The organism is Bosea sp. 29B, assembly GCF_902506165.1.
In the GTDB taxonomy this organism is placed as follows: domain Bacteria; phylum Pseudomonadota; class Alphaproteobacteria; order Rhizobiales; family Beijerinckiaceae; genus Allobosea.
Genome location: NZ_LR733817.1, coordinates 2,804,019 through 2,821,349, shown reverse-complemented (window position 1 = coordinate 2,821,349; position 17,331 = coordinate 2,804,019). Strand labels below are relative to the sequence as shown.

Annotated in this window: 17 protein-coding genes; 3 read left to right on the top strand and 14 right to left on the bottom strand. The window is 64.3% G+C overall.

Annotated features, from left to right (window positions below):
* Position 1 precedes the first annotated feature (1 nt).
* Genes GV161_RS13815 through GV161_RS13805 form a run of 3 tightly spaced genes read right to left on the bottom strand, consistent with a single transcriptional unit; the run spans position 2 to position 3,460 of the window.
* A complete protein-coding gene (locus tag GV161_RS13815; RefSeq protein ID WP_100962067.1) occupies positions 2-484 on the bottom strand; it encodes a cupredoxin family protein in 483 nt (160 codons plus the stop codon).
* A gap of 27 nt (positions 485-511) precedes the next feature.
* Entirely contained in the window at positions 512-1,954 is a 1,443-nt protein-coding gene (locus GV161_RS13810; RefSeq protein ID WP_152014000.1) for a copper oxidase, read from the bottom strand.
* Between the two features lie 21 nt (positions 1,955-1,975).
* Complete coding sequence (locus GV161_RS13805; RefSeq protein ID WP_152014001.1) at positions 1,976-3,460, bottom strand: TolC family protein; 1,485 nt, start codon at positions 3,458-3,460, stop codon at positions 1,976-1,978.
* 398 nt (positions 3,461-3,858) lie between these two features.
* Between GV161_RS13805 and GV161_RS13800 the strand changes: the two genes are divergently transcribed.
* Genes GV161_RS13800 through GV161_RS13790 form a run of 3 tightly spaced genes read left to right on the top strand, consistent with a single transcriptional unit; the run spans position 3,859 to position 6,529 of the window.
* The gene (locus GV161_RS13800) at positions 3,859-4,620 is read left to right on the top strand and encodes a response regulator transcription factor (protein WP_244624020.1); all 762 of its coding nucleotides are present in this window, start codon (positions 3,859-3,861) and stop codon (positions 4,618-4,620) included.
* Positions 4,617-6,071, top strand: coding sequence for an ATP-binding protein (locus tag GV161_RS13795; protein WP_152014003.1), 1,455 nt, complete (start codon positions 4,617-4,619; stop codon positions 6,069-6,071). The genes GV161_RS13800 and GV161_RS13795 overlap by 4 nt, the downstream gene beginning before the upstream one ends.
* A 26-nt stretch (positions 6,072-6,097) precedes the next feature.
* The gene (locus GV161_RS13790; RefSeq protein WP_152014004.1) at positions 6,098-6,529 is read left to right on the top strand and encodes a DUF411 domain-containing protein; all 432 of its coding nucleotides are present in this window, start codon (positions 6,098-6,100) and stop codon (positions 6,527-6,529) included.
* A 187-nt stretch (positions 6,530-6,716) separates the two neighbouring features.
* Here GV161_RS13790 and GV161_RS13785 read toward each other — a convergent pair whose 3' ends face one another.
* The 11 genes from GV161_RS13785 to GV161_RS30910 all read right to left on the bottom strand — a co-directional run bounded on the left by GV161_RS13785 (position 6,717) and on the right by GV161_RS30910 (position 17,310).
* A complete protein-coding gene (locus GV161_RS13785; protein ID WP_152014005.1) occupies positions 6,717-6,926 on the bottom strand; it encodes a hypothetical protein in 210 nt (69 codons plus the stop codon).
* Between the two features lie 68 nt (positions 6,927-6,994).
* Positions 6,995-7,999: a cytochrome d ubiquinol oxidase subunit II gene (locus tag GV161_RS13780; protein ID WP_152014006.1), complete on the bottom strand. Its 1,005-nt coding sequence runs from the start codon at positions 7,997-7,999 to the stop codon at positions 6,995-6,997.
* An 11-nt stretch (positions 8,000-8,010) separates the two neighbouring features.
* On the bottom strand, positions 8,011-9,432 hold the full coding sequence (locus tag GV161_RS13775) for a cytochrome ubiquinol oxidase subunit I (RefSeq protein ID WP_152014007.1): 1,422 nt from the start codon (positions 9,430-9,432) through the stop codon (positions 8,011-8,013).
* Positions 9,433-9,437: 5 nt separating this feature from the next.
* Complete coding sequence (locus GV161_RS13770; protein ID WP_152014008.1) at positions 9,438-10,028, bottom strand: GbsR/MarR family transcriptional regulator; 591 nt, start codon at positions 10,026-10,028, stop codon at positions 9,438-9,440.
* A gap of 185 nt (positions 10,029-10,213) precedes the next feature.
* Positions 10,214-11,332 carry an LPD7 domain-containing protein gene (locus GV161_RS13765; protein WP_152014009.1) on the bottom strand — a complete coding sequence of 373 codons (1,119 nt, stop codon included), beginning with the start codon at positions 11,330-11,332 and terminating at the stop codon, positions 10,214-10,216.
* Positions 11,322-13,259: a type IV secretory system conjugative DNA transfer family protein gene (locus GV161_RS13760; RefSeq protein WP_152014010.1), complete on the bottom strand. Its 1,938-nt coding sequence runs from the start codon at positions 13,257-13,259 to the stop codon at positions 11,322-11,324. Before GV161_RS13760 ends, GV161_RS13765 begins: the two co-directional genes overlap by 11 nt.
* Positions 13,225-14,319 (bottom strand): P-type DNA transfer ATPase VirB11, encoded by a 1,095-nt coding sequence (virB11, locus tag GV161_RS13755; RefSeq protein WP_152014011.1) that lies wholly within the window; start codon positions 14,317-14,319, stop codon positions 13,225-13,227. Before virB11 ends, GV161_RS13760 begins: the two co-directional genes overlap by 35 nt.
* Positions 14,316-15,479 (bottom strand): type IV secretion system protein VirB10, encoded by a 1,164-nt coding sequence (gene virB10, locus GV161_RS13750; RefSeq protein WP_152014012.1) that lies wholly within the window; start codon positions 15,477-15,479, stop codon positions 14,316-14,318. Before virB10 ends, virB11 begins: the two co-directional genes overlap by 4 nt.
* Before the next feature lie 10 nt (positions 15,480-15,489).
* Positions 15,490-16,347 carry a P-type conjugative transfer protein VirB9 gene (gene virB9 / locus GV161_RS13745; RefSeq protein ID WP_244624034.1) on the bottom strand — a complete coding sequence of 286 codons (858 nt, stop codon included), beginning with the start codon at positions 16,345-16,347 and terminating at the stop codon, positions 15,490-15,492.
* Positions 16,347-17,018 carry a virB8 family protein gene (locus tag GV161_RS13740; protein ID WP_152014013.1) on the bottom strand — a complete coding sequence of 224 codons (672 nt, stop codon included), beginning with the start codon at positions 17,016-17,018 and terminating at the stop codon, positions 16,347-16,349. The genes virB9 and GV161_RS13740 overlap by 1 nt, the downstream gene beginning before the upstream one ends.
* Positions 17,011-17,310, bottom strand: coding sequence for a type IV secretion pathway protein (locus GV161_RS30910; protein WP_193219530.1), 300 nt, complete (start codon positions 17,308-17,310; stop codon positions 17,011-17,013). The genes GV161_RS13740 and GV161_RS30910 overlap by 8 nt, the downstream gene beginning before the upstream one ends.
* Positions 17,311-17,331: the final 21 nt, after the last annotated feature.

Genomic DNA, 17,331 nt, shown 5'->3' with positions numbered 1-17,331 from the left:
CCTATTTGACGATAACCTTGCCGGTCATTCCGGCTTCACGATGGCCGGGGATCAAGCAGGAGAAATCAAACTCGCCCGCCTTGGTGAACGCCCAGACGATCTCGCCGGTCTTTTTCGGCGCCAGGCGCTTGGCGTTCGGATCGTCATGCTCCATGTCGGGGTTCTTCTGCATCTCGATGGCGTGCTTGAGGTTCTCCTCCAGCGTCGCGAGGACGAGTTCGTGATCGAGCTCGCCATTGTTGCGAAGCTGGAACTTGACCTGCTCACCGCGTCGGATCTCGATCCTGTCGGGGATGAACTGCATCTTCCCGTCACGTTCGCCCATCGAGATCTGGACAAGGCGGGCCGGCTTCTTGGGGTCACCAGGCTTGCCATAGGCGACCTCGCCGTCGTGATGGCCGGCCGCTCCTGGTCCAGCAAGCGCAGCACCGGCCGACAATGCGAGCGCTAAGCCTGCGAGTTTCAATGACGCCAATTTTATCATCGGTTTCTCCGGAGTTCGATGGATCGTTTAGTGGTTGGAATGCGCCCCGCCCGCCTTGGCGCCGGGTAACGGCTTGCCATCGGGACCGAGGCGCGGCTTGCGCGGGTCTTTCACCTGCCATGTGGCTAGTTCAGGATTAGTCTTCGGCCCCTCGACGCGCGGCGCCTCGGCGAGCTTCTGTCCCTTGTACTCGTAAGCGACCGTGCCCTCCGGGTGCTTGTAATGTCCGGGGTCGGCGTAATCGGTTTTTGCCAGGCCCTCGCGCACCTTCACCACCGAGAACATGCCGCCCATCTCGACGGGACCGAACTGCGAATACCCCGTCATCATCGGCAGGGTATTTTTGGGCAGTTCCATCTCCATAGAGCCCATTTCGCCCATCCCGTTCGAGCCCATCGGCATGTAGCCGGGCGCAGCCTTGCGGATGCGGCTGACAAGATCCTTCTTGGTGACGCCGATATAGGTCTTCACCGAGTGGCCCATGGCGTTCATCGTATGGTGCGACTTGTGGCAGTGGATTGCCCAGTCGCCTGGCTCGTCGGCGACGAAGTCGAAGGCGCGCATCTGGCCGACGGCGCAATCGATCGAGACCTCGTCCCAGGCGGCGGCGGGATCGACCCAACCGCCGTCCGTGCAGGAGACCTTGAACTCGTAGCCATGCATGTGGACCGGATGATTGGTCATGGTCAGGTTGCCGAAGCGGATCCGGACCTTGTCGTTCTTGGCCACAACGAACGGGTCGATGCCCGGAAAGGCGCGGCTGTTCCAGCACCACAAGTTGAAGTCGAGCATGGTGTTGACCTTAGGCACGTAGGAGCCGGGCACGATATCGAAGGCGTTGAGTAGGAAGACGAAGTCGCGATCAACGCGGCGGAAGGCCGGATCCTTTGGATGGACGATGAACATTCCCATCATGCCCATCGCCATCTGCACCATCTCGTCGGAATGGGGATGGTACATGTAGGTGCCCGAGCGCCTGAGCAGGAACTCATAGACGAAGGTCTTGCCGGACGGGATGTGCGGCTGGTTCAGGCCGCCGACGCCGTCCATCCCATTGGGCAAGCGCTGCCCGTGCCAATGGATCGTCGTATTCTCGGGCAGCTTGTTGGTAACGAAGATGCGGACCTTGTCGCCTTCGACCGCTTCGATTGTTGGGCCCGGCGATTGGCCGTTGTAGCCCCAGAGATAGGCAATCATGCCCGGCGCGATCTCGCGCTCGACCGGCTCGGCGACGAGGTGAAACTCCTTCCAGTCGCCATTCATGCGCCCGGGCAGAGTCCAGCCGTTCAGCGTCGCCACCGGCTGGTAATCCGGGCCAGAGGTCGGCACGAGCGGGGCCTGCGTGGCGGCGCTTGCCATAGTCGGCGCCTCGGGCACCGAGGCGAAGGCGGTGCGGCCCGACACGGCGGCCGCGCCTGCGATCACAAGCCCTGAGGTTCCGATGAAACCCCTGCGTGAAAGATCCGTCATGGCGTCTTGCTCCTGATGGGTTCAATGGGCTGGCGCATCGCCGCCGCCGCCGCCGGCCGCTGCGACGACGGCGCCTCCGCCGCCCCCGCCCGAGCCGCCGCCGATGAGCGCGTGCTTGAAGTCGGTATGAGCGATCCAGACGTCGCGGCGCGCGTTGATCGCGGCGAGGTTGGAAAGAATGCGGCCGCGCGCATCGACGATGAGCTGGGTCACGTCGATCAGCATGCCGTTATACTGCAGTTGAGCCTCGTCCTGAATGATCTTGCGAAGCGGCAGCACGTTGTTGAGGTACTGTCGGGCGATGTCATGCGCGCCGCGATAGCTGACATAGGCCTCGCGGGCCTCTGAGCGGACATTGACCGCCTTCTCCGCCAGGCGATTCGCCGCCTGCATATAAGTCTGCTCTGCCAGAGCGACCTTGGACTGCCCGAAGTCATAGATCGGAATCTCGATCTCAAGCTCGACAGTCCGGGTGCGCGTGGCCTCACGCTCGACGTCGCCATCGGGCAGAACGGTCAGCTTCCGATCATAGGTGCGCCGGCCGAGAAGGTCGATGTCGTTGATGAAGCGGGTCGCCTGCGTCAGCCCCAGCGTCTTCGCGAGAAGGTCCAGATCGCCGCGCGCGATCTGGATATCAATTCGCTTGCGCAGCGCCTCAGCCTCTACAGCTTTGATGCTCGGCAGGCCCGGAAGTGGCGGCAGCGAACCCGGCAACCTGAATTTCAGGTCGTCGCCCCAAATGCCGAGCAGGCGCACCAGTCGCTCACGTTCTTGGCGCTGTTGCAGACGGGCCTGCGCAAGCTGGGCGCCGAGTTCGGCGTCGAAGGCGAACTCGCGGGCCTGGTCGAGTTTGTTGATGCCTCCTGATTCGCCCAGACGCTTGAACAGTTGTGTCGCAGCGTCTGTCGAGGCCTTGGCCTCCAGATAGAAGGCGGCCTGAGCGTTAGCGGCGACTGCGCGGAAATATTGCCGCCGCGTATCAGCCGCGAGCTTCAACACGGCCTCAGCCGCGCGCAGTTGGGCCGATTGAAAGCGATCCCGCGCCGCGTCCGCGCGCGCCGGCAAAGTCGCCAGCGCGAAAATGCTGCCGACGACCTGCCGTTCGATTTCGAGCGACAGTGTGCCCGTGCGCGACGAGAGCGCGAACCGTGGATTTGGCGGCAGGCTGGCGATTACCATCTGCGCCTCGGCGATGCCGAGTTCGTTAAAGGCGGCTTGCAGTCCGCGATTGTTCAGGAGCGCAATCTGGACCGCGCTGTCGGCCGTGAGCGGCTTCTTGAGAAGCTGATCGACCCGCGCTTTGGCGCTGCCGGCGACTCCATCGTCCGTGATCTTGACGACGTCCTTGTTCAGCTCCGTGTAAGCGATGGTCTGGACTGTGCCGACGCCGCCATCGGCAGAGAAGGAGGCGCAGCCGCCAAGAAGCAAGCCGACGCCGGCAAGCAGCGAAAAGCGGCGAATAGAACTCTGCAAGATCGGCTGAGAGGTATGGAAGGCGCGAGTCATTGCAGTCACTGCTGAGGCCCTACTCTACGATTCAATTCCCGCCAGTTCTTCGGCTCGGCCGGACGCATCGCGGTGACGCCGGCGGTGACGCTCTGATAGCGGACGGCCGGGACGCGAGCGCTCGGATCGGCCGGTCGAGCCAGATGGACCGGCACTGGAGCGACTGAGCAGGCCCCCAGAGCGAGCGCTAAGAAAGCGGTGAAAGCAAATTTTACGGCCATCGCGATTCGTTCGACCCCAAAGCCTCGATACAGTTTGGTAGCAACGGCGACGATGACTGTCCGTTACAAATTGTTGCAATGCCGATCGCGCCTAGCCGGCACAACGCAGCTATATTGTCGATCTGCTCGCCGGCCATACGGTTGGGCAGGCCCGCTGGCGCCGCTCGAAAGATGCTCGTGACAAATACCCCGACCGCCTCCGCAGCCGACGACCACGGCCATGTGCTTGTGGTCGATGACGACCCGCAGATACGCGTACTGGTTGCCCGCTTCCTGCAGCGCCACGGCTACAAAGTGACGGGCGCGCCCGACGGACGCGTCATGCTTGATGTCCTGAGACAGGCAGACATCGATCTCATTATTCTCGACCTGATGCTGCCTGGACGTTCGGGCTTCGATCTCTGCGGGGATGTTCGCGCCACCTCGCAGGTTCCGATCGTGATGCTGACGGCGCGCAGCGAGGAGAGCGACCGCGTCATCGGACTGGAGGCTGGCGCCGACGACTACGTCACCAAGCCATTCAGCCCTCGAGAGCTTTTGGCGCGAGTTCGCGCGGTGCTCAGACGTTCGCGCAACATGCGCAGAGCAGGAGACGGCCGCGCGAGCGAGTTCGTCGTCTTCGACGGCTGGAGGATGGATTTGCGGCGGCGCGAGCTGGTTTCGCCCTCCGGCACGCTCGTCGATCTATCGACTGGCGAGTTCGACCTGATGGTCGCCTTCATCGAACACGCCAACCGGGTTTTGTCGCGCGAAGCCTTGATGCAGTTCGCCAAGACCAGAAACAGCGATCCTTTCGACCGGGCGATCGATGTTCAGATCAGCCGCCTGCGCCGCAAGCTGGAGGCCGACGCCAATGGCGGTCAGCTGATCAAGACAATTCGCGGTGCCGGGTACATGTTCACCCCCGCTGTTCAGACGCGGGAGGGTCAGCCGGCATGACTCGCATGTTCCAGAAGGGTTTCCCTGACACCGTGGCCGGCCGCGCCATTCTCATCCTAGTCGCCGCGCTGCTGGCATTCCATCTTGTCGGCTACTGGGCCTATCGCGTCGGGGTTGAGAGCCTGGCGAGCGCGCAGCGTGATCGCGGGCTGGCAGAGCGCATCGTTTCGATCAAACGCGCCATCGCAGGCATCCCCCAGGAGCCGGAGCGCGACCGCGCGGCGCATGATCTGACGAGCGCTAGTCTTGAGGTCCATTGGAGCAAGGTCAGCCTGGTTCTCGGCACTGCGCCCACCACCGAGCGGACAGCGGCGATGGAAGCCAAGCTCAAGGAACTCGTCCCCGATCTGGCGTCAGAATCCTTCCGCCTCGGTTTTGCCGACGACGGCGCGCTCAATTCGGGCGACGCCGATGCCTACCGGCACATGATGCTAGTCTCGGTCAGACTCGATGACGGCTCCTGGGTCAACTTCTCCTCGACCACGCTCGGCGCAACTCAGCACGCAGACTGGAGTTTGCTTGCCGTCACAATCTGCTTCGGTGTGGCGATCATTGTCGTGGCGGTCTTGCTATTGCGCTGGGCAACGCGGCCGCTTCGCGATCTCGCCGTTGCGGCCGAGCGGTTCAGCCTGGATCAGATTCCGAAGCCGCTAGACGAAACCGGCCCGGCCGAAGTCCGGCGCGCGGCGCGCGCCTTCAACACCATGCGCGAACGCATCCAGCGCCTCGTTTCCGAGAGAATGCAGGCCTTAGCGGCCGTCTCGCACGATCTGCGCACGCCGATCACGCGGCTGCGGCTGCGCTCCGAACTGATGGAGGACGAGGCGACCCGCGACCTCGTCGACGCCGACCTTGCCGAAATGGAGGGCATGATCGATTCAACGCTGGAGTTCCTGCGCGGCGGCGCCTCGAGCGAGGCGATCAGGCCGATCGACATCGTCTCGGTGATCGAGACGATTGTCGATGACCACGCCGACCAGGGGCATGCGGTCAGCCTAAGTGGAACCAGTCATGGCCGCGTGCTCGGCCGGCTGCTCGCGCTCAAGCGCGCTTTTTGGAACGTCATCGGCAATGCGGTTAAATACGGCACCCGCGCCATGGTCGTCGTCACCGAGACGCCGGATGGTCTCGCGATCACGATCGAGGACGACGGGCCAGGGATCCTGGAGCGTGATTTCGAGCGCGTCTTCCAACCCTTCGTCCGCCTCGAGGAATCGCGGGGACGCGACACCGGCGGCTCCGGCCTCGGTTTGACCATTGCGCGCGCCGTTGTCCTCGCACATGGCGGCGAGATCGCGCTAGCTAACCGTCCAGAAGGCGGTCTTCGGGTGACTATCGCCCTGCCTCGCCTCGCCCAGCCAGAGCAGCAACTGGCGCAGGTCATCGCCGGCGATCCGGTTTTGCCGCATGGACCGACCGTGCATACGGCATCCCACTCTGCCTCGACATAAGAATTCTCGTTGATCTGGAGATTATGATGAAGCCTACGTCGGCCCTTCTTCTCGCCTTCCTGCTACCGGCTCTCCCGGCGAGCGCCCAGGAGATCAAGGTCCATCTCAGCCCAACCTGCGGCTGCTGCAAGGCGTGGGTCCGACATCTCGAGCAGGCCGGCTTCACGCCGCGCGTCGTCGAAAGCAGCGACATGGCTGCAATCAAGCGTGTTACGGGTGTCCCGGATAAAGTCCAGTCCTGCCACACCGCCGTTGTCGAAGGCTACTTCGTCGAGGGTCATGTACCGGCCTCAGACATTCGCAAGTTATTGAAAGGCAGGCCGGCGGCTCTTGGCCTAGCCGTTCCCGACATGCCTGTTGGATCGCCCGGAATGGAGGTTCCAGGCGTCACGCCAGACAAATTCGAGACTTTGCTCATCGGCGCTGACGGTCAGACCCGCGTGTATGGCAAGCATTGATCGACCGTTTGACTGAAACCGCTCGCGGCTCAGATTGACAATAATCTGAACCGAGGCGGTTCACCGTGTCGGTTGGTTCTTTCCGACCATTGGTCGCGATATCGAACCGACGCTCGCGCCGGCCGATGCTCGCAGGCATCGGCGGCGGGCACCCGGCGATCGGCACGCTAATCGCGCTTGTCCAACTCTAGGTCATCGCCCCCCGCGCCAGACCGCCGCCAAAACCGCGCGTGGTCGAGCGCAAGCCGGTCGAACGGGCGCGCCAGCGCGAGGGGACCGCCCCGCCGCCCGCGCCGCCGCAGGTCTCGGCTCCGAACCCGGCCTCGACAGGCGCAACTGCGAGGCCTTGAATCTCAACCGCATTGAGCATCGCGAGGACCAGCGTCAGCATCGCCATGGGCTCGCTGCCGGACGCATCGAATCCCAAGAGGCACGACAAGACCCTGTCGCGAGCCAAGGACGGCGTCAGTCGTAGCGCAGCTCCGTCGCCTTGCCGCGGAACACGTAGTAGCTAAACGCCGTATAGGCGGCGATCAATGGCAGCACGCAGGCCGCGCCGATCAGGATGATCAGCAGGCTCTCGGGTGCGCTCGCCGCCTCCCAGATCGTCAGCCGCTCGGGCACGACATAGGGGTAGAAGGAATAGGCCAGGCCCAGGAAGCCGAGCGCAAACAGCGCGGTCGCGCCCGCAAACGGCACGAAGTCGAGCGAGTGGTCGCTGCGCGGCATGCGCTTCAGGAACCCCCACAGCGCCAGGAACAGCGCGCCCGTCATCAGCGGGATCGGCGCCAGCCCGATGATGTTGGGGAAGGAGAACCAGCGCTCGAAGATGCGCGGGCTGACCAGCGGCGTCGCGATCGAGACCGCCGCCATGGCGAGCGCGGTCGCCACCAGCGTTGTGCGGGTCCAGACCACGGCGCGGGCCTGCAGCGCACCCGAGGTCTTGCCGAGCAGCCAGGTCGCCCCAACGAAGCAGTAGGCCGCCGTCAGGCCGAGCCCGGCGCCGATAGCGAAGAATTGCGTCAGCAGGCCGGGCGCGAAGCCCATGATGTAGAGGCCCAGCATGTATCCCTGCGTCAGCGCGGTCAGCAGCGAGCCGCAGATGAAGGCGCCGTCCCACCAGCGCTGGTGCGTCTGCTGCGCCTTGACCCGGAACTCGAAGGCCACGCCGCGCAGGGTGAGGCCGAGCAGCATCAGCGCCACAGGCAGGTAGAGCGCCTGCAGCACGAGCCCGTGCGCCTGCGGGAAGGCGACCAGCAGCAGGCCGATGCCAAGCACGAGCCAGGTCTCGTTGGCGTCCCAGAACGGACCGATGGTCGCGATCATCGCGTCGCGCTCGGGCCGCTCGACGCCTGCCATCAGCATGCCGACGCCGAGATCGTAGCCATCGAGGATGACATAGGCGAGGATCGAGACGCCCATCAGCGCCGCGAAGATCAGGGGCAGGGTGTGCCCGTCGAGCCAGCTCATCGCAGCCTCCGTCACGTCGTCTGCGCGGTGGCGCCGGCAGGCTGGGCGTAGCCTCCGCCCCTGTCGCCAACGCTCTTGCCGCTGCCGCTCTTGCTGACGCCGGCCCCGCTGGGCGAGGCGACCGCCTTGAGGCCCTTGCCGGCGAGGTGGAACAGCACCGAGACATAGGCCGCGATCAGCAGGGCATAGATCGCGAGATAGGCCATCAGCGTGCTGGCGATCATGCCGGCGGGCACCTGCGAGGCCGCCTGCGCCGTGGTCAGAACGCCGGTCACCAGCCAGGGCTGGCGACCGATCTCGGTAACGTACCAGCCGGCCAGCGTCGCGACCCAGCCCGAGAAGGTCATGCCGACCAGCACCCAGGCGAGGACGGTGCCGGGCTCGCGCCGGCGCCACAGCCGCCAGGCGCCGTACCAGGAGACCGCCAGCATCAGCATGCCGGTGCCGACCATGACGCGGAAGCCGAAGAACACCGGCGCCACCGGCGGATGCAGCTTCGTGCCGTCGGGCGCGACGAACTGGTTCAGGCCCGGGATCACGCCGGCGGCCTCGTGCTTCAGGATCAGGCTGGCGCCCGAGGGCACGCCGATCTCGAGATCGTTGCGGCGCTCCGTTTCGTTGGGCAGCGCGAAGAGCAGCAGCGGCACATGCCCGCGCGTCTCCCAGTTGCCCTCCATCGCGGCGACCTTGGCCGGCTGGTGCTCCAGTGTGTTGAGCCCGTGCAGGTCGCCGACCAGGATCTGCGCCGGGATCAGAAGGGCGCCGAGCGTCACGCCGGTGCGCAGCACCGCCATCACGTCGGGCCCGCGGTCCTGGCGCAGCCAGCGCCAGGCCGAGAGGCCCGCCAGAAGGAAGGCGCAGGTCAGGCCCGAGGCCAGCAGCATGTGGCCCAGCCGGTAGGGCATGGACGGGTTGAAGATGATCGCCGCCCAGTTGGTGGCGTGCACGACGCCCTCTCGCAGCTCGTAGCCGGCGGGCGTGTGCATCCAGGAGTTCAGCACAATGATCCAGAAGGCCGACATGGTCGTGCCGAAGGCGACGAGGAAGGTCGCCAGCGTGTGCACCCAGTTGGGGACCTTGCGGAAGCCGAACAGCATGATGCCGAGGAAGGTCGCCTCCAGGAAGAAGGCGGTCAGCACCTCATAGGCCAGTAGCGGCCCAGCGACGGCGCCGACCGTGTTCATGAAGCCCGGCCAGTTGGTGCCAAACTGGAAGCTCATGGTGATGCCGGAGACGACGCCGAGCGCGAAGGTCAGGGCGAAGACCTTCACGAAGAAGCGGTAGGCGTTCATCCACTTCTCGTCGCCGCTGCGGTTGAAGGCGAGCTTGAAGAACAGCAACACCCAGCCGAGTGCGATGGTGATGGTCGGGAACAGGATGTGGAAGGAAATGTTGGCGCCGAACTGGATGCGCGCCAGGACGATCGGGTCCATCGAAATCAGCCTCGGTTGGGTGTGCTGGAGAGGGGCTGGCGGGCCTTGCCGCCGGGCAGCGCGAAGATGCGGTCCTTGACCTCGAGGATCTTGGCGACCTTCGAGCCGAGACTGAGCAGCTGGATCAGCCGGTCGGTCTCGAGCTTCTCGATGTCGGCATACCAGGCCGTCAGGAGCTCGATCAGCTCGTGCATGTCCTTCAGGCGCGACTGGGCGTGCTGCTCCTGCGCGTTGGCGGGAGTCTGCATCAGCAGTTCGCGCAGCATCGACAGCGTCGGGTCGATCTCGCGTTTCTTGCGCTCGTTCACGAGCGTGCGGACGATCGAGTAGATGTCGTCGGGCGTCGTGAAGAAGTCACGCCGGTCGCCGGCCACGGGCCGCTGTCGCACCAGGTTCCAGCTCTGCAGTTCCTTCAGCCCCATCGAGACGTTGGAGCGGGAGATGCCGAGCCGGTCGACCAGATCATCGGCGCAGAGCGCCGTCTCGGCGATGAACAGCACGGCGTAGATCTGCCCGACGGTGCGGTTGACGCCCCAGCGGCTACCCATCTCGCCGAAATGCAGGACGAAGGCTTCGCAGAGCGGTGGCAGGTTCATGGCGTTGCTCAGTTTTCAGACATTCCTGAAAATAGAGAAATCGTGTCAGGTTGCGATGTGCGCTGTTGTCGCGGGACTCAGCGGGCAATGCTACTTCTATAAGGAGTTCTAAGGTGCCGATAATCGACAGCCGTATAAGCAGCAACCACCGCGCATGCTGACTTGCAAGCGACAGCGAGACGGTATCATCGATCCCAATGGGCCTCCGGAGTGTCCGGCCGATTTTTGCGCGGTGAACTGACGCTCGACACCTTCGACGGCCTCTCCGGTTTCGTGCGCGTTCTCACTTCGGCATGCTTGAACTCCCCGCCCCGCTCAAGTTGTTCAGCGATCCGAGCCTCTGCATGCGCCAAAACCGATTGTCGTAAAGCCGGATCGAGAACCGCTTTGGCAAGAGCCTGTTCGATCGCCGTCATTTGCGATCGCGCAGCTTTGACGACGTCATCAACTCCGTTCTGCTGACGATGGGCCGACCGGAATACATCGGCACGCCGCTCGCCAGCAGTGCGCGAGGGTCGATCGGATGTCGCCGCTCGAAATGGCAGCACGTCAATTGTGATTGCGGATCTGTCAATTGGAGGGTCGGCTCGATGACGTCCGGCCTTCAACCATGCATGCTGATCTCTGCTGCTCCGGAAGGAGCCCTCGGCCGCGTGCTTCGGATGGGTCGGCTCTACGCCGCGCTCAGGCGGCATAACCGTCACGTCGATGGGTCTCTTGGCTGAAACGCCCGCCACAAAGACTGTTTCGGACGCTTCAGGTCCGCGTTGTTGGGATTGTGATCGGCTCCGCGCTGGATCGACATCCGACTTCGTCCGGAACGACAGCGCGGCCCGGTCAATGGGATCGGGCTCATAACCACGAACCGCCAATCCGCGCACTGAAGATTCGAGCCAGGCCGTCCGTCGGAACTCGACCGACCCGCGAACCTGCACTTCCCCCCAGCCTCTATGCTGTGCGATCGACACCATGTCGCGGATGACGCCAACGTCCTCGAGCCGCGTCGCCAATCGTTCGGCTGAGACTTTGAACGCAAGATACTCACCTCTCGGATCGGCGTAGGCGTTCGCCTCGTCACGCGTACCCGCTTCGGCGACATAGTATTTGCGCCGTAGCCGCTCTGGCATTCCGCTTTCGGAGTGGCGCTGGCTGGCACCACCTAGGTCGATCTCGGCTTGAGCAGTCTCTCCTCGGCCTGGCGGGGTGCGAGATGGTCCATGCTTTTCGAAACTATCGGCATTTGCACCTTTGTTACGACCTCGCCCGATCGAAAACTCGCCGGGATCGCTCTTGTCATCGGCCACGACGCATCTCCTTCACTGGCTGACCCGCTCCCTTCGCGGGGATGATGGCGGCATCGATCACCTGCGAGCACCAGTCTTTCAATTCATCCTCCGAAAGCCCTTCGAGATCGACGGGCACGTTGCCGAAGTCGAACGTCGCATCGTCAGGGATCAGCGACGGGTCGGCTATTTCTTCATCCGTCATCGGCCGGGTCCGGAACGTCGCCTGCAACTCGGCGACGGCAGATTTCAGCTCGATGATCTCGCTCGCCAGCAGCATGTTCGAAGGACCGCGGTTGAGAGCGATCACCGGCGCTGGTTTCAGTCGCGCGGTGAAGGCGGCGTCCTCGTAATAGATGATCTTGTCGCAGATGATCGGCGGCGCGCTGGCAGCCAGGATGAACGCCTTCGACGACGGGATCAGCTTGAGCTCCTGAGGCAGCATCAATGCGCGGCGCTGGTCCGAGACTGACTCGCTTCGTTTTCCCGACGATAGACCCCACGGTCGCGAGCGACTTTTTGCCTGGACCGTGTCGTAGCCGATCCGCTCGGACAACTCGTTCGCAACGTCCTGCTCCTTTGGCGCGAACACGACCTCGATCGCGTGGTTGGTCATGATGGTCTTGGCGAGATCGGGGCCGTAGATCGCCCGGAGCTGTGATGGGCTCTGAATGATGGTGAGCAGGCGGATGCCGTAGCCGGCGACGAAGGCGACGGATTTCGCGAGCACGCCGACATGCCCAAGCGCCGGGAACTCGTCGAGTAGCAGCAGGACACGGCGATTGAGCTTTGGGTTCTGCTCGGGCAGCTCGCGGCTGTTCAGGTCGATGACCTGCTGGAAGAACAGGTTGAGCAGCGGCGCCATCCGGTCGAGATTGTCGGGCGTGACGCCGAGATAGATCGACATTGGCCGGGAGCGCAGCTCGCGCAGATCAAAATCATTCGCGGAGGTCGCAGCGTCGATGCGCGGATTGAGCCAAAGGCCAAGCCGCGCTGTCGTGGTTTTGCGCACCGAGTTCATGGTGTTCTCGGAGGCCGACAGAAAGTCGTTCAGCGCCCCGATGCAATGCGCCGAGAGGGGCGCCGTGCTCTTGGCACGCTGCTTCATCGCGGCGAGGAAATGAGCCTTAAGGTCGCTGGAGGCCGAAAGCTGCCGCAGGATTTCGCCGATGGTCAGCGGCAGGCCCGGCGTCTCGGCGACATAGCCGCCGATCGCGACAAACGCCGATCGCGCGGTCTCGAACCAGAACGGATCGACCCTGTTCTCGGCCGGGAACAGCATGACCGCGATACGCTGCAGGTCGTCGTAAAGATCGACCGGATCGCGGCGAACGTAGGCGAGCGGATTGTAGCGTGCGGTGCGGCCCTGCTCGTCGAGCGGATCGAACAGGAAGACCGCCTGCCCGCTGGCCTCGCGGAAACCGGCCGTGCGATCAAAGTTCTCCTTCTTGACGTCGAGCGCGACCACGGAATCGGGCCAGTTCAGTAGGTTCGGGATGACATAGCCAACGCCCTTGCCCGACCGCGTCGGGGCATAGACCATAACGTGCTCGGGGCCGCCGAAGCACAGGAACTTGCCGTCTTTCCGCCCGAGCATGATTCCCTGTTTCGCGCGTAAGCCCGCTTTGCGGATGTCGCGCTCGGTGGCGAACCGCGCTTCGCCATGCAGCGGACGTGGTTTGGTCCGCAGAATAAATCCCATCAACCCGAAGGTTGCTATCGTGCCGGCCAGCGTACCAAAGCTGATCCAGCGGTCGAGGCGCTCGTTCGTGCCGTAATGCGGCCAGGCGATCGCAAGCTCGTTCCAGTGGAAGCCACCGTCATGAGTGCGCAGGCCCAGCAGCAGGACGTTCGAGCCGACGAGCAGGAAGACGGCGATGCCAGCGACGGCAAGGCCAAGTCGCAGCGCTGCGCTACGCGCTGGCGAGCCGCTTTCGAACAGGGTCATAGTCGATCTCCGTGATGCGGAAGCGGCCGTGCTCGCGTTTCATCTGGATGACGACGTCGACGGTCTGGCGCAGCAGGTTGCGAATGTCGTCGCGGGCAAGGTCCCTCCCCTCGGCACTTTCCTTCACCAGCAGCGTCAACTGCTCGAAGGCCAGGCGTGCGGAATCGGCATGGACCGTGGTGATCGAGCCCGGATGCCCGGAGTTCACATTGCGCAGATAGAAAAAAGCCGTGCCATCGCGCAGCTCCTGCAAAAGGATGCGGTCGGGCCGCATGCGTAGGCAGGATTCGAGAAGTTCGCGCGGACCTACTTTGGCGAGGCCCTGCCCGTCTTTGGCATAGAGCAGACGGACATGATTGGGCTGCGGCACGACCAGTTCGGCCGTGTCCTCGATCGTGAGGAGGCGCTCGGCCGCCGGAATCTGAGCAATCAGACCCTTCGACAGCGTGGTTTTGCCGGAGCCAGTCGCGCCGGAGATGATGATGTTGCGGCGGCTGCGCACAGCGAGCGACAGGAATTCACGCCACTGGCCGGCGTCTCGCAGGCGAACCAACTCGTTTTCGTCATCCGAGAGATCATCGCTGGTCACACGAATGTCGGAGAACAGGTCGCGCTCCTCGAAATCCTCAAGCGTCATCGTGACCGTCGAGGGCTTCCGGATGGTCAGGCTGACGGTTCCTGCCGGTACCGCTGGCGGCACGACGATCTGGCAGCGCTCCTCGCCGGGCAGCGTCGTCGAGACGATCGGATGATCTGGACCGATGTCCTGTCGGGTGTAGGCGGCTGCCGCCGTCGCCAGATGCATCAGATGCGCGTGGCTCAGATCGTGAAGCTCATGCCGATGCCAGCCGCCCGGACCTTCCGTGAACACCTCGCCCGGACGGTTGACAACGATCTCGGTAAGGTCCGGTTGCGCCAGGAAGCGCGCGAGCGGCGTCAGATACCGCTCGAGCACGACGCGGCTGGCGCGCCGCTCGGAAGCGGTCGCGGCGCTTGGCGCGACCGGCGCGACGACGACGACGCATTCGGCCTCCGTGGGCTCAGGCGCGAGCACGGTCATGGCTTCGTGACCCGCGAGCCGGCGGCCACACCGGCATCGATACCGTGCACCGTGCGATCCAGAATCCGCGCGCGGCTTTCGATCCGCTTGAGATCGTAGACCGAGGAGAAATCCAGATCACGGGCGACAAAGATGTTGACCCGCTCGCCCTGGTTCTTGTTGAGCGTCGGCGGAATGTCTATCGAGCGCTCGACGGCGATGCCCGCAGCCGTGTTGGCCGCGCCCGACGTGTTGCGGATCTCGATATCGGCATCGTCGAGCTGCTGGCGGCCGATCGCAGCGGCGTCGCTGACGATCGAGAGCAGCAGAGCCGCACCGAACCTCTCCCAGAAATGCGTGTCGATCTTGCCGTCAAAACCTGCGCGGCCGAGCGCGTCGGTCGCTGGCGAGGCCAGCGCGACGATGACGCCGGTCGGGGTTTTTGCCCGCGTCCAGAGCACGAACATGCGCTTGGAGCCTTTTCGGACCTGGCCGCGATATTCCCCAACGATCTGCGTGCCTTTCTCCATCAGCACGACATGGCCTGAATCCGACAGGACATCGCGCAGCACGACACACGAGACGAAGCCCGGCACATCCGACGACATCGCCGTCTCGAGCACGCAAGGAATCGCAGTCCCTTGCGTCACCAGGAGATTGCGGTTTGGCAGGCGCGCGGCGCGCACGCCCTCAATGGTGGTCGCTTTCAGCTTGTCGGCCAACTCGTTGCGCGGCTCGGCAGAGCTTGCGAGAAGAGCCGAACCCGGGAGAGCGGCCCCCTGCCCTGCCCCGTCGCTGGACGATCCGCGACTTGGCCGATTGAAGGCGAGTACTGGCGCACGCCGAGCGCTCTCCATCAGCTTGTCTGTCTGCGGAGCAGCGGCAGGTGCGAGTTGAGGCGGCAGGACCGGCAGGGCCGCCTCCTGGACAGGAGCCGGCGCCGGCGGCTCGCGCGCCGGCTCGAAGGTTGTCGTCTGGCGGATGATTGGCTTGGCGCCGTCCTGCTCGACGGGTTTTTCCGATTTCCAGGTACTCCAGATCACAAGGACCGAAAACGCGATCAGCGCGGCCGCGCCGATGCCGCGCCTGGCCAAGGCCCGGCCGCTGCCTTCGACCGGTCCCGAAACCGGCGTGATGCCGCGTTCGCCCTCGACGCCTGATGACGAAGTCTGATCAGTCATGACACGCTCCTCAACGACGCCGAACAGGGGCTGGCTGCTTCTGGGTCCGCGCGATGCTGGGACTCGTTGTGCCGGTCCCCGGGTTCACGCCTACGGCGTCAAACGCCTCGTTGAAGATGCAGAGGACCTCGCTGCCGCGACGCAGCCGGAATTCGCGCGCGGTGGCATGCACCACGACGACCTCCCCGCGCACATCCTTCGGCACGAGGCTTTCCGCGCCGTCCGAGCCGACCATGTAGATTGCCGGCACCTCGCGATTGCCCGCGAAGCGGAAGCTCGTGACTTTTCCGTCGTCGAAGACGCCATCGGGTTCGAGATCGGCCGGCCCCTGCGCCGAGAACCGCCAGTTGCGCGCGCCATACTGCTGGTGGAGATCAAAGGTCTGGTCGATGACCGCGCCTTCGCGCTGCTGGCCTCGCGCCTCGTGCTCGGCGCGACGCCGATCGGCTTCGTCGACCGGATAGGAGTACTTCACGACAAAAAAGCTCTCCTTCAGCGAGGCTTCCGCGATCGAAAGCTCGAACTGGTAGGAGCGCTTGCGTCCGTCGCGACGCGTGGTGACGACCTGCAGATTGGTCGGCGGATGCTTTTCGCGGGGTTTGAGGAACAGGATCGAGCCGGCCGGCGCGACCTCCCAGGCGATCGAGTCGCCGATCGCGACATGGGCGATTTCCTCATCCTCGGCGAAGATCACTTGGGTCGAGGCCCGGATAACGCCGTGGACTTTGACGACATTGGCTGGGTCATAGGCGACGAAGCGCACGCGCTCGTCACGGGCTCCTGCGGTCGGGAGTTGCAGGGCAATCGAAGGCAGTCCGAGGCCGAGCGCCAGGAGCAGCCCGCATCCAATTGCGATGACGCGGTGGATCACGGCGCGACCTCCGGATCGGCGCGGTATTCCGAGACGAGGAAGCCGAGCGGGTTGATCAGGCGATCGGTCGAAGAGACCGGCGCGTTGACATAGGCAAAGGTCAGCGTCGCGATCCAATGGGTCACCTTGATCTCCTCACCCTTGCGGCTTTCCTTGAGGAAGCGGACGGAGGCGAGGTTGTCGGCCAGGAGCGAGATCGCCTTTATGCGGACTTCTGCGACGCCGAAGCGCCCATGCAGCACCTGCGGACTTTCCGGGTTCGAGCCGCGATAGACGGCGGCAAAGCGCGCCTGCTCGGCCTGCGAGGACAGGAGCGCCACCGTCTGGAAATTGCTGGCGGCCTCGGCCTGGCTGTAGCCTTCGCGCGAGCGGACGTAGCGACCGAGAAAATACTTGGTGACCGCCTCGTCGTAGCTGCGCGGCGATGTCCCGAGCGCCGAGACCGTCTCGACGATGCCTGTCGCGTTGTCGACGCGGATGACGAAGGGCTCGACGGTCTTCAGCGGCGCGAGGGCTGCAATTGCGCCGACGGCGGCCGTCGCGAGAACGCAGGCTGCGGTCGCAACGAACCAGGCCAGCCGCTTCGAGCGCTGCGCCGTCAGCAGCAAATCCTGCTCCCAGCGGCGCGCATTGTCGAAATAGTCCTTGAGATTGTCGGGCCTAACCATGGCGGGTCGCCTCCCCGCAAGGCAGGAACGATCGCGCGATATTGAAGGACGACCAGGTCGCGCTTGGCTGTTTGCCGCCGTTGGCGGAGGCGGTCGGCTTCGCTTGGCCAAGCCGTTTGACCGGCGGTGCATCAGGCTGCGGTGCGACGGGTGGGTTTGTCTCCCAGTCCCACAGCGACTTGTTAAGCGGGCGCTTGGCCGAGCCGTCACAGGACGGCGCGCCCTTGTTCCAGCCGGCACAGCCCGTTGCCGCCAGAGCCAACATCACGCTCAAAATCACGCGACAGTTCATCGAAGAAAATCCTTCTCGGCA

Excerpts from the sequence above, each read along its gene's own strand:
- virB10 (WP_152014012.1), bottom strand. The coding sequence starts at position 15,479 with ATGACTGATCAGACTTCGTCATCAGGCGTCGAGGGCGAACGCGGCATC.
- GV161_RS13810 (WP_152014000.1), bottom strand. The coding sequence starts at position 1,954 with ATGACGGATCTTTCACGCAGGGGTTTCATCGGAACCTCAGGGCTTGTG.
- GV161_RS13805 (WP_152014001.1), bottom strand. The coding sequence starts at position 3,460 with ATGACTCGCGCCTTCCATACCTCTCAGCCGATCTTGCAGAGTTCTATT.
- GV161_RS13775 (WP_152014007.1), bottom strand. The coding sequence starts at position 9,432 with ATGGACCCGATCGTCCTGGCGCGCATCCAGTTCGGCGCCAACATTTCC.
- GV161_RS13770 (WP_152014008.1), bottom strand. The coding sequence starts at position 10,028 with ATGAACCTGCCACCGCTCTGCGAAGCCTTCGTCCTGCATTTCGGCGAG.
- GV161_RS13795 (WP_152014003.1), top strand. The coding sequence starts at position 4,617 with ATGACTCGCATGTTCCAGAAGGGTTTCCCTGACACCGTGGCCGGCCGC.
- GV161_RS13740 (WP_152014013.1), bottom strand. The coding sequence starts at position 17,018 with ATGGTTAGGCCCGACAATCTCAAGGACTATTTCGACAATGCGCGCCGC.
- GV161_RS13785 (WP_152014005.1), bottom strand. The coding sequence starts at position 6,926 with ATGGCGATGCTGACGCTGGTCCTCGCGATGCTCAATGCGGTTGAGATT.
- GV161_RS13790 (WP_152014004.1), top strand. The coding sequence starts at position 6,098 with ATGAAGCCTACGTCGGCCCTTCTTCTCGCCTTCCTGCTACCGGCTCTC.
- GV161_RS13815 (WP_100962067.1), bottom strand. The coding sequence starts at position 484 with ATGATAAAATTGGCGTCATTGAAACTCGCAGGCTTAGCGCTCGCATTG.
- GV161_RS30910 (WP_193219530.1), bottom strand. The coding sequence starts at position 17,310 with ATGAACTGTCGCGTGATTTTGAGCGTGATGTTGGCTCTGGCGGCAACG.
- GV161_RS13780 (WP_152014006.1), bottom strand. The coding sequence starts at position 7,999 with ATGAGCTGGCTCGACGGGCACACCCTGCCCCTGATCTTCGCGGCGCTG.
- virB11 (WP_152014011.1), bottom strand. The coding sequence starts at position 14,319 with ATGACCGTGCTCGCGCCTGAGCCCACGGAGGCCGAATGCGTCGTCGTC.
- GV161_RS13760 (WP_152014010.1), bottom strand. The coding sequence starts at position 13,259 with ATGACCCTGTTCGAAAGCGGCTCGCCAGCGCGTAGCGCAGCGCTGCGA.